Source organism: Lentzea sp. NPDC003310 (genome assembly GCF_040610935.1).
Classification (GTDB): Bacteria; Actinomycetota; Actinomycetes; order Mycobacteriales; family Pseudonocardiaceae; genus Lentzea.
The window spans coordinates 481,334-492,917 of record NZ_JBEXNC010000003.1; the positions used below are offsets into that span (position 1 = coordinate 481,334).

8 protein-coding genes are annotated in these 11,584 nt (G+C 66.8%); 7 read left to right on the forward strand and 1 reads right to left on the reverse strand.

All coding sequences use genetic code 11. The features are described 5' to 3' along the window. Positions 1-410: 410 nt before the first annotated feature. From ABZX02_RS07350 to ABZX02_RS07370, 5 genes are read left to right on the forward strand one after another with little or no spacing between them, the layout of a single operon-like run. Positions 411-1,577 carry an ATP-binding protein gene (locus ABZX02_RS07350; protein WP_355295745.1) on the forward strand — a complete coding sequence of 389 codons (1,167 nt, stop codon included), beginning with the start codon at positions 411-413 and terminating at the stop codon, positions 1,575-1,577. Beyond that, positions 1,558-2,697 carry a hypothetical protein gene (locus tag ABZX02_RS07355; protein WP_355295747.1) on the forward strand — a complete coding sequence of 380 codons (1,140 nt, stop codon included), beginning with the start codon at positions 1,558-1,560 and terminating at the stop codon, positions 2,695-2,697. The genes ABZX02_RS07350 and ABZX02_RS07355 overlap by 20 nt, the downstream gene beginning before the upstream one ends. Beyond that, the gene (locus ABZX02_RS07360; protein ID WP_355295749.1) at positions 2,694-3,308 is read left to right on the forward strand and encodes a response regulator; all 615 of its coding nucleotides are present in this window, start codon (positions 2,694-2,696) and stop codon (positions 3,306-3,308) included. Before ABZX02_RS07355 ends, ABZX02_RS07360 begins: the two co-directional genes overlap by 4 nt. A 39-nt stretch (positions 3,309-3,347) precedes the next feature. After that, a complete protein-coding gene (locus tag ABZX02_RS07365; protein WP_355295750.1) occupies positions 3,348-4,610 on the forward strand; it encodes a hypothetical protein in 1,263 nt (420 codons plus the stop codon). 18 nt (positions 4,611-4,628) lie between these two features. Continuing rightward, positions 4,629-5,651, forward strand: a complete 1,023-nt coding sequence (locus tag ABZX02_RS07370; protein WP_355295752.1) for a hypothetical protein — start codon at positions 4,629-4,631, stop codon at positions 5,649-5,651. On the opposite strand, the gene ABZX02_RS07375 is transcribed toward ABZX02_RS07370, so the two are convergent. After that, a complete protein-coding gene (locus tag ABZX02_RS07375; RefSeq protein WP_355295754.1) occupies positions 5,644-6,249 on the reverse strand; it encodes an isoprenylcysteine carboxylmethyltransferase family protein in 606 nt (201 codons plus the stop codon). The two genes, ABZX02_RS07370 and ABZX02_RS07375, sit on opposite strands and share 8 nt — an antisense overlap. A gap of 65 nt (positions 6,250-6,314) precedes the next feature. On the opposite strand from ABZX02_RS07375, the gene ABZX02_RS07380 reads away from it, so the two are divergent. Both ABZX02_RS07380 and ABZX02_RS07385 read left to right on the forward strand, forming a co-directional pair. Further along, positions 6,315-6,632: a metalloregulator ArsR/SmtB family transcription factor gene (locus ABZX02_RS07380; RefSeq protein ID WP_355295756.1), complete on the forward strand. Its 318-nt coding sequence runs from the start codon at positions 6,315-6,317 to the stop codon at positions 6,630-6,632. 223 nt (positions 6,633-6,855) lie between these two features. Further along, a complete protein-coding gene (locus ABZX02_RS07385) occupies positions 6,856-11,571 on the forward strand; it encodes a DUF4082 domain-containing protein (protein ID WP_355295839.1) in 4,716 nt (1,571 codons plus the stop codon). Positions 11,572-11,584: the final 13 nt, after the last annotated feature.

Genomic DNA, 11,584 nt, shown 5'->3' on the forward strand with positions numbered 1-11,584 from the left:
AGAACTCCGCATTACCACGTCCCCCTCCATCCTGCCGCCGATCAGGCAGGATCACCCGAACGCACCAGTCGGTCCGACGAATGGCACGGATCAGCGAAATCAATCGTGTGAAGGGCGAGTGAAGATGACCCCTGCTGTCTCTCAGCCCCACAACCGGGACCGTACCGAGAGCATGTCCGCACGGCATGACACGCGAACAGGGAACACGAGAACGCGTAACACTAACTACCGGCTCAAATCCGAGTAGTCACTCAGTGACCCTACGCATGGGTAGATAACAGCGCTACCTCCCAGAGGCCGCAGAAAAATACCCCGATCGGCCCATATTCGCCACCTGCGCTCCACCAGCGGACAAAACCCCAGCACAAGCCGCGCCCGCTCGGACATACTCGATGGGCAAAGGGGGCAGCGTGGACACGGGGACTCTGGACGGGGCGCGCGAGAAGCAGCGCGTGAGCATGACCCAACAGCGATTGCGAATCGGTTTCACAAGAATCGCCGTCGCGGTTCGGCTCGTTACCACGGCGGGAACGGTCATCGTGGCGAGCGCCGCCCATGACGTGTCCGGAGCCCAACTGGGACTCGTCGTGTCGGCGATGGTCCTCTGGTCGGTGATCTCCGCCGTCGCGGTGCTGGACAACGCGAACACCCTCGTCGCGGCCGCCGACGTCGCGATCGTGGGGATGATCTGCGCCATCGACGACGTGCTGCTGCCGTCGCCGTCCGATCACGTCGACTGGACGATCCTGCTCGCGATCGGGTCGTTGCTCGCCGGCCAGATGCTCTTCTCCCCTTCCGGCGGTCTGATCGTGTGCGTGGCGCTGGCGTCCGCGCAGCACCTCGGGGGCTCGTCCGCCTACATCGTCGCGATGCTGATGGCACAGGGAGCGGTCACGGCCGTCCTGGTCCACCTGCTCAACAAGGCCGTCCGCCAGGTCGACGAGGCCGTCACCCAGGCCGCCTCTGCCTACGTGCAAGCCGTGATGGCCGCGACGGTCCGCGCGGACGAGGACGACTACCAGCGCAGGCTCCACGACACCGGCCTCGCGACCCTGACGATGGTGGCCACCGGCGCGGTCCGGCACAGCAGCCCGATGCTGCGCCAGCGTGCCGCGGCGGACCTCATGACGTTGCAGAGCGCGGGCGACCGCACCATCCCCCTGCCGGACCTCTCCGACAGCAGCCTGGACCTCGCCCTGCGCACCCTCGAATCGACCTGGGTGCCAGGCCTTCCGAAGCTGCGCATCGACTTCGACCTCGTTCCCGTGCGCCTGCCCCAACAGGTCGTCATGGCGTTCACCGAGGCGACCGCCGAAGCGCTCACAAACGTCGCACGACATTCCGGGAGCCAAATCGCCTCGGTGAGCGTCAGAGAGTGCGGTGACGGGATCGAGGTGACAGTGCATGACGACGGCCGGGGGTTCGACACCCGGCAGGTACCCCACCACCGCCGCGGCCTGCGCGGGTCGATCGTCGACCGCATGAACGCGGTGGGCGGCACCGTCGAGGTCCGGACCGGACGCTGCCAGGGCACGAGCGTGACGATGCGGTGGTGGCGTGTTCGCGGCGACCGTTGACCAAGCCGGCAAGAGCAACAACCGCACGATGACCGCCGTCGTCGTGGTGATGGCGGCCGCCTGGAACGTGTGGCACGCCCTCGCGGCGGACAAGCCGGTGCCGTTCGTCCACCCGGCCGCGGCCGTCTCGATCGTCCTCACGGCGTGCACCGTTGCCATCGCGGTGATCATGGCGTGGCTGCAGGTCGGTCGCTACGCGATCCGCGTGCTTGCCTTGTGCGCCACAGCCATCAGCATCGCCACACTCGCCGCGTACGTCCCAGAGAGCGCCGTCGAGGAGATCGGCTGCTGGATGTCGGGCACCATCGGCTGGGTCGGCGTCCTGCTCATCCTACACTGGCAGCTCAACGTCGTCGGCGGAGTCCTCATCGGACTTCCGTCGCTCAGCTTCGCCGTGCTGGTGTTGCTGCAACAACCCGACCATCCGATGGTGCTGCGGCTGTTCAGCGGCCTCTTCATCACGGTCGGCGTGCAGGTCTGTGCGGTGCTCGTCGACCGGATGATCGTTCACGCGGTGCACACCACCGTCACCGCGACCCAGTCCGGCGTGCTGATCGCCGCGAAGGACAACGCTGCCAAAGCCGTCCAGGCCGGGCGCCTCCGCCGTTTCGCCGAGATGGACCAGGAGTTCACACGACTGCTGGCCGACTTCGCGCAAGGCGATCTCGAACCGTCCGACCCCGCCGTACGAAGAAGGTGTGAGCTCGCGGTGGGCAGGATGCGCAGACTCCTCGCCGAGGGCGACACGGTCGACACCCCGTTGCTGCACGAACTCCGTGCCAGCGCGGATGCGGCTGAACGACGCGGTGTCGTCGTCGAACTCATCGTGGTCGGCGACGTACCCGCGATCGAGACAGCGGCAAGGCGAGCGATCACCGAAACAACGCTCGTCACTTTGGCAGCAACGCAATCGCACGCCCGAATCACCGTGCTCGCGGAAAGCGACGCCCTGACCGTCAGCGTCTTCGCCGACGGCAGCGGCACACCGCTGGAGCCGTTCCGCGAAGCAACACCCGAAGAAGTGACCATCGACGTTCAGGAGGAGGACGGACGCCTGTGGGTGGAAGCGCATTGGACAGCCCCATCAGGGTCGCGATCATCGATGACCATCCGGTCGTGATCGAAGGGGTCGCGAGCTGGTTGACCGGAGACTCACGCATCGAGGTCGTCCACACCGGCGACGACGTGGACAAGCTGACCGCCGACGACCAGCTCCAGCCCGACGTGGTGCTGCTCGACCTGAGCCTGCACGGCCGCATGGACCTCGAGAACGTCGCCAGGCTCGCGGACACGGGCCAACGCGTCGTCGTCTACTCGCAGTTCACCGGCCACGGCCTGATCCTGCGCACGCTGGAGTCCGGCGCACGCGAGTTCGTCGCGAAGCACGAAGGACGCGAGCACCTCGTCAAGGCAGTCGTCGCGGTCGCCGCCGACCGCCCGTACGTCGGCCCGGTGATGGCCGGCGCGTTGATCAGCGACGGCGGCGCCGACCGGCCGCGGCTGTCCGAACAGGAACGCACCGCGCTGCTGCTGTGGTTCCAGTCGTCGTCGAAGGCCTCGGTGGCCCGCAAGATGCAGGTGTCGCCGCACACCGTCGACATGTACATCCGAAGGGCGCGCCAGAAGTACGAGAAGGCAGGTCGTTCCGCCTATTCCAAGTCAGAGTTGCTCGCCCGTGCCCTTGAGGACAACCTGGTGGCGCCGGAGGAACTCAACAACGACACGCCCTGATCTCCACGACGTCCGGACAAGCTCGCCGATACTGAACGCGTGTCGATCCCCCAACGGCCAGAGCCGATCCCGGTGTGGGAAGTGAAGTTCCCTGAGCGCCTGGCGCAGGCGCTCGCGGCTGCCCACCGCTTGTCGGAGGACGAGCTTGCGGCGCACGACGGGGACATCCTCATCGAAGCGGTCGTCACCCGCTATGCCGCATCGCCGGTGGTGCCGAGGTTCGATCTCAAGTGGAACAAGATGTGGGAGACCAACGCGCGTGGCTTCGACACGAGCAGCGCTGCTCACCCCGCGCATTTCACCTTGAACGTGCCGTGCGAGGGCGCAGGCTCCCTCCTCTTCGAGGTGCCTGACCGGATCGTGAACGGCGGCAGCAGCACCGATCCCCTGCTACGACACAAGCAACCCGACTACCCGGCCTGGCAGATCTCCCTGAACCTGAGCCTGGCGGCGGCTGACGACGAGGTGTGGCTGACTTTCGAGTCCGTGCTCCGCGACGCCTGGAACAAGCTCGAAGAGTCACTGACTGCGGCCTCCAAAGTCGCCAACCAAAGAGTTGAAGAGCATCGCTCAGCGGTTCGGGCCGCGATCGCGCCGATCATCAGGTCGCGCCGAGCGCGCGTCATCGGCCTTCGCAGCGCGGCGGCCAGCTTGTCGATCCCCCTTGAGCCGGTCGCCAAGGCATCGGTGGCCGTGCCGCTGACGCCGACCCTGCTGACGCTCGACCAGGTCGAGCAGGCCAAAGAATCGGGCACGCCTGAGCACGCGCTCGCCGACGACATCGCCACCAGCCTCATCACGCTGATCACCTCGTTCGGTCGGGCTCTGGAGCGCCTGCCTTCCACCGCGGACAAACTCGTCGGCGAGTCCGAGGAGACGATCCGCGATGTGCTGCTCTTCTTGCTCAACGCCAACTACCGCGGCCTCGCCACCGGCGAGACCTTCGTCGGCAAGGGCAAGACCGACATCCTCCTGCGGTGGCAGGACCGCGACGCGTTCATCGCCGAGTGCAAGATCTGGCACGGCGAGAAGAGGTTCGTCGAGGCGATCGACCAACTGCTGGGCTACACGGTGTGGCGGGACACCCGCACCGCGCTGATCTTGTTCATCCGCGATCGGACCGATGTCACGTCCGTCATCGACAAGGCCGCCGCGTGCGTGCGGCAACACGAGCAGTTCCTGAACGAGCGCTCCACCAACGAACCTGACGCACCAAGCGAATTCGCGCTCACCTCCGCGGTAGACAACCACCGCGCGATCCGCCTGACCTTGATCCCTGTTGTGCTGCCACGTCCCGCGTAACCAGATCGGAGACCCACCGTGGCCGAGGTGTTCGTGCTCGGAGCAGGCTTCTCACGAGCCATCAGCAACTCGATGCCCCTTCTCACCGAGCTCGGCCGAGAACTCGAGCTGCGGCTGGACAAGCGCATCCTGCCGCACGACACGCGCTTGCCCATCGAGGACTTCGAGAACTGGCTGTCCTTCCTCGCAGAGGATCAGCCTTGGTTGACGGAGGAGGAACACCTCCGCCACCGCTCCACATTCCTCGCCGCTTCGCGCGTCATCTGCGAGGTGATCCACGAGCGGGAGATCGAGGCACGTCGCTCATCGCTTCCTGACTGGCTGAAGGCTCTCGTCGCCCGGTGGCACGAAGACCGCGCGAAGGTCATCACCTTCAACTACGACAACCTCGTCGAGGCGGCGTACACCGAGGTTGTGAAGGTCCACAGCAGCAATCCGGCCCACAACTACGTGAACCCCGTTCAGCTCCGGACGACTCCCCTGATGCCGATCTTCAGCAGGTCAGGCGGCACCCTCGGCCCCTCATACGTCGAGACGTTCAACCTCATGAAGCTCCACGGGTCACGCTCCTGGATGTACTCGGGCCGCCAAACCTTCTACGGCGAGACCATCTTCGACGCCTGCAGGGTCAACGGCTGGCTTGCCGACAACGATTGGCCGATCAGAGACTGGCTGATCGCCGACAAGGTTCCGTTGGTGGTGCCTCCGACCGCTGGCAAGACCAACTTCTTCAACAACGAGACGATCAGGCTCGAGTGGCGTCACGCCTTCAACAGCCTGCGCGACGCCGACCGCATCTGGCTCGTCGGCTACTCCTTCCCCGAGACCGATCTGCTCGTCCGATTCCTCCTCCAGCACGGCTACACCGACGGAACGCCCGTCGTCGTCGTGAACCCGAGCTCCGACGTCAAAGCGCGGGTGGCGAACCTGCTCAGCAAGACCGCCAAGCACGTGCCGATCGAGTACCTCGACGACGCGGCGAAGATCACCGGCTTGATCCCACCGAAAGATCTGAACCCAATCGCCCCGACGCTCAACTGAGTCGACCGAGTCCTGGCACGAAGCGGCCTGACCGCAAGGCGTACTCGGCGTAGACCGAGCCGTGCGTGCGCAGCAGGTACGGCTCCTCCACCACCCGCACCTGGATTTCGATCGCGGCGACCAGCGCGACGAACGCCACGACCGCGAGCACGTTCGGCGCGAGCAACGCGAGGCCCGCGCCGGTCGTGACCATCGCGGTGAAGATCGGGTTGCGCACGAGGGCGAACAACCCGTCCGTGACAAGAGCGGTGGACTCGCCCTGATCAACACCGATCCGCCACGACGCGCCCATCGCCCGCTGCGCCGCCAACGTGCCGGCGATGCCGCCGGCCGCCAACACGGCACCGAGCACGTGGCCGACCTGGCCATCAAGCAAGGCGATGGGCGCGAGCAGCCCGGCCAACTGCAGTGCCGGCGCCGCGATGCCCAGGAGCAGGGAGAGCACGAACAGCGCACCGCCCAGCCACTCGAGCGAACCCACGCGCCCGTGGATGCCGCGGAAGCCAGTCGAGCCGGTCGCACGCCACTGCGCCCAGCTCTGCCACCCGAACGCCAACGCCAGGTAGACGACGTACAGACCTAAAGCCAAGCCAGCCATCCGACACCCCCACGACAACTATTCAGCAGAAGCTGTACTACAGCACTTGCTGTACTGTTTTGTCCATGCTGACTCGTGAGTCGCGCGGAGCGGCGCTCGCCCGCCTGGGCCGGGCCCTGGCGGATCCGACCCGCTGCCGGATCCTCATCTCCCTGCTTGACGGCCCCGGCTACCCCGCGCAGCTCGCCGAGCAACTGGAGCTGACCCGGTCCAACGTGTCGAACCACCTGTCGTGTCTGCGCGGCTGCGGCCTGGTCGTCGCCACCTACGAAGGTCGCCAGGTGCGCTACGACCTGGCCGACGCGCACCTCGCACGAGCGCTCACCGAGCTGGTCGAGGTCGTGCTCGCGGTCGATCCCGACGCCGGGTGCGTCGACGACTGAGATCACACCAGCGGATTTCCCGGTACTTGTAACGCAATCCAGCGCGGGACCGAACACCGAGACGACGAGCTACTACTAAGGGGTCTAGTAGTCGCCGTGTCGCAGAGAGTGTTCGGTATTCCGAGAGGTGGACTGCATGACGGCGCCGAAGGCCAGACCCCTTCCGCTGCGAAGACGTATTTTCCGTGCGTTCCTGTCCGTTGTGGTCGGTGCGGGCGTGGCCATGCCCTTCGTGGTCGCGTCCGCACCGATGGCGTCGGCGGCACCGTGTGACACTCCGGTGTCCAACAAGGTGCTTTGCGAGAACACCAAGTCCGGCACGCCGGATTGGCAGGTGTCCTCAAGGGACGACTCGATCCTCGGGTTCACCACGGACATCAGCGTCACGCCTGGCGGTCGTGTCGACTTCAAGATGCTCACCACGGCGTCGTCCTACACGATCGACATCTACCGTTTGGGCTGGTACGGCGGTATCGGTGCGCGGCACATGGGCCAGACCAGCCGGAACACCCCGCAGAACCAGCCGCCGTGTCTCAGAGACGGGCCCACGGCGCTGATCGACTGCGGGAACTGGGCGGTGTCGCTCAGCTGGAACGTGCCTGCGGACGCGGTGTCGGGCATCTACTACGCACGCACCAAGCGCACCGACACGGGCGCCGAGAACGAGATCGTGTTCGTCGTTCGTGACGACACCTCGCGCGCGAAGATCATGCTTCAGACGTCGGACGCGACGTGGGTGGCGTACAACCGCTACGGCGGCAACAGCCTCTACTTCGGCGACGGCCCCGGCCAGGGCGGCAGCTCCTACAAGGTTAGCTACAACCGCCCCTACACCGGCGGCGACGGCGACGAGAACTTCATCTTCAACGCCGAATACCCGATGCTCAGGTTCCTCGAAGCCAACGGCTACGACGTCACCTACACCACCGAGGCCGACACGGCCCGGCGCGGCCAGCTCATCAAGAACCACAAGGTCTTCATGCCCGTCGGGCACCCCGAGTACTGGTCGAACGAACAGCGCGCCAACGTCGAGGCCGCCCGCGACGCCGGAGTGCACCTGGCGTTCCTGACGGGCAACGAGATCTTCTGGAAGCACCGCTGGGAGAAGAGCATCGACTCTTCCCAAACCGACTGGCGCACCGTGGCGGCGTTCAAGGAGACCAAGGGCACCCAGAACGACGGGCTCAACGACTGGACCGGCACATGGCGCGACCCGCGCTACAGCCCGCCACAGGACGGCGGCAGGCCCGAGAACGCGTTGCTGGGCAACCTCTTCACCGTCAACGGCCGCCGCGACGACGCCATGCAGGTGCCCGCCGCGTACGGCAAGATGCGCCTCTGGCGGCACACCGACCTGCAGACCATGGCCGCCGGCAGCACCTACACGTTCCAGCCCGGCACGCTCGGCTACGAGTGGAACACCGTGGAGGACAACGGGTTCCAGCCGCCAGGCGTCGCCCAGCTGTCGCGCACGACGGTCGACCTGCAGGGCTACTACGTGCTGAAGAATCACGGCGACGAGTACGGCTCCGAGGTCAAGACGCACGCCGTCACGTACTACCGGCACCCGAGCGGATCACTCGTGCTCGCGGCTGGCACCGTGCAGTGGGCCTGGGGCGTGGACGACGAGCACGCGTTCCGCACCAACACCCCGACGTCCGACGTGCGCATGAAGCAGGCCACGATCAACTTCCTCGCGGACATGGGCGTCTTCCCGTCCACGCTGCAGGCGGGCCTGACCGCGGCCACGCCCAGCAGCGACACGGCCCCGCCGGGGGTGACGATCAGCAACGTGCCCGCGCAGTCCACGGTCGGGCAGCCGTACACGTTCTCCGGCACGGTGATCGACGCGGCCGGGCAGGTCGCGGGCGTCGAGGTGTCGACGGACGGCGGCAACCGCTGGCACCCGGCCAACTGGGTCGCCGGCCAGACCACCTGGAACTACACCTACACACCCTCGCAGTCCGGCACCGCTCAGCTGCGGGTCCGCGCGGTCGACGACTCGGCGAACCTCTCGCAACCGGTCTCGGCGACACCCGGCGTGACATCGAGAACCTGTCCGTGCGGCGTGTTCGCGGGCAGCGACCTGCCGAAGGTTGCCTCCGCTAACGACAGTTCCGCGCTGGAGCTCGGCATGAAGTTCCGCAGCGCCACGGCCGGGTACGTGCGCGGCGTGCGGTTCTACAAGGGCGACGGCAACACCGGCTCGCACACGGGGTCGCTGTGGTCGAGCAACGGCGACCTGCTGGCGTCGGGCACGTTCGTGAACGAGAGCGCGACGGGCTGGCAGACACTGCTGTTCCCGTCCCCGATCGCGGTGCAGGCGAACACCACCTACATCGCCTCATACTTCACCCCGACCGGCCGGTTCTCCTACGACACCGAGTACTTCTTCCGCAAGGACAAGAAGCTCGAGCCGCTCACCGGCCTGCAGTCCGGCACGGACGGGCCGAACGGCGTGTTCAAGTTCGGCGCGGGCTTCCCGAACAACACCTTCGGCGACACCAACTACTGGGTCGACGTGGTGTGGGCGCCGGACCCCGGGCCGGACACCCGCGCACCGATCCAGACGTCCAGCTCCCCCGCCGCGAACGCCGGCTCGGTCGCGCTCACCACGACGGTCTCGGGCACGTTCGACGAGAACGTGTCGCTGACCGGCGCCCAGTTCACCGTCACCGGCCCGAACGGCGCGGTGGCCGGCTCGACCTCGTTGTCCGCGGACACGAGAACCGTCACCTTCACCCCGTCAGCACCACTGGCAGCGGCGACCTCCTACACGGCGTCGCTCAGAGCCGCGGACGCGTCGAACAACCTGTCCGCCGCGACGACCTGGACGTTCACCACCGGATCGCCACGACCGGCGGCGTGCCCGTGCACGGTGTGGGACGACTTCGCCGCACCGGCCACAGTGGACTCCGGTGACACCAACCAGGTCGAGGTCGGCACGAAGGTCAGGTTCGACGGCAAGGGCGAAGTGCTCGGCGTCCGGTTCTACAAGGGTCCTGGCAACACCGGCACCCACACCGGCAGCCTCTGGACCTCGACCGGACTGCTGCTCGCCACCGGCACGTTCACCAACGAGACCACGTCGGGCTGGCAGAAGCTGACGTTCAGCAGCCCGGTCGCGGTGCAGGCGAACACGACCTACGTCGTCTCCTACCTCGCCCCGAACGGCCGCTACTCGGTCACGTCCGGCTACTTCAACGGCCAGGGCGCGGACTACAAGTCGTTGCACGCCTTGCAGAACGGCACCGATGGCGGCAACGGCGTCTACAAGTACGGCAGCGGTTTCCCGAACAGTTCGTACAACGCGACGAACTACTGGGTCGACGTCATCTATCGCAACGGCCTCAACGGCGACACCACTCCCCCGACGGTCACCAACCGCACGCCGGGCGTCGACGCGACGAACGTGTCGCTCACGGCTCCGCTGACGGCGACGTTCAGCGAACCGGTCGACCCCGCGTCGGCGCAGATCTGGCTGACCGATCCCAGAGGCGGCAGGCTGTCGGGCTCGGTGTCGCTGTCCGGCGACCAGAAGACGGTCACCTGGACGCCGGCCGGAAAGCTCGCACCTGGAACCCGGTACCAGGCACACCTCGGCATCGCCGACGCGAACGGCATCGCCCTGGCAGCCCCGGCGGAATGGGCGTTCACCACGACCACGACGGCCACCTGTCCTTGCTCGCTCTTCAGCACGGCGACGGTGCCCGCCGAGACGTCCGCGGACGACAGCGGTGCGTACGAGCTCGGCGTCCGGTTCACGCCAAATCAGTCCGGCCAGATCACGGGCGTGAAGTTCTACAAGGGGTCCGGCAACACCGGCACGCACACCGGAAGCCTCTGGAACGCCAACGGTTCCAGGCTCGCGACCGGCACGTTCACCGGTGAGTCCGCGACCGGTTGGCAGACCCTGACGTTCGCCCAGCCGGTGATCGTCAGCGCTGGCCAGACCTACACCGCCTCGTACACGACGACCACCGGGCACTACGCGGTGAACGCCGGGTACTTCGGCACGGGCCCGGTCAACTCCGGCCCGCTCACGGCACCGCAAGAGACCAACGGCGTGTTCGTGCCCGGCACCGGGTTCCCGACCATGACCTACGGCTCCGGCAACTACTGGGTCGACGTCGTCTACCAACCCAACTCGGACAACAACGCCCCTGTGGTGCAGAGCAGGACCCCACTCGACGGTGCGAGCGGAGTCAGCCTGACGACCACCGTGACGGCCCAGTTCGACGAGCCGGTCGAGCTGAGCACGGCGCAGTTCGGCGTCACCGACCCCGGCGGCGCGAAGCTCACCGGCACGCTGGCGTTGTCCGGGGATCAGCGGACCGTCACGTGGACTCCGTCCTCGCGTCTGGCGGCAGGCACGAAGTACACCGCGAGCCTTCGGATCGCGGACGCGTACGGGAACCTGATGCCGGCGGCGACCACCTGGTCGTTCACCGCAGCGACGACCCAGACCTGCCCATGCTCGTTGTTCAGCGCCGCAACGGTTCCGACGGTCGCGGCGACCGATGACAGCGGCGCCTACGAGTTGGGCGTTCGATTCACGTCGTCCGTCAGCGGCAAGGTCACCGGCGTGAAGTTCTACAAGGGTGCGGGCAACACCGGCACCCACACCGGGTCGCTCTGGACCTCGGACGGAACGCGCCTGGCGACCGGCACGTTCTCGAACGAGACGGAGACCGGGTGGCAGACGCTGACCTTCAGCACGCCGGTCGACATCACGGCCGACACCACCTACGTCGCCTCGTACACCACGACGACGGGCAGGTACGCGCTCGACACCGGGTACTTCTCGGCATCGGCCGTGACCAGTCCGCCGCTCGCGGCGGGGATCGCCAACGGCGTGTTCCAGGCGGGGTCAGGGTTCCCGTCGACCACGTACAACGGCGGCAACTACTGGGTGGACGTGGTGTTCCAGCAGAACTGACCGAACAAGGCTG

Coding starts and splice junctions, on each gene's coding strand:
- ABZX02_RS07375 (WP_355295754.1), bottom strand. CDS start 6,249: ATGGCTGGCTTGGCTTTAGGTCTGTACGTCGTCTACCTGGCGTTGGCG.
- ABZX02_RS07380 (WP_355295756.1), top strand. CDS start 6,315: ATGCTGACTCGTGAGTCGCGCGGAGCGGCGCTCGCCCGCCTGGGCCGG.
- ABZX02_RS07385 (WP_355295839.1), top strand. CDS start 6,856: ATGCCCTTCGTGGTCGCGTCCGCACCGATGGCGTCGGCGGCACCGTGT.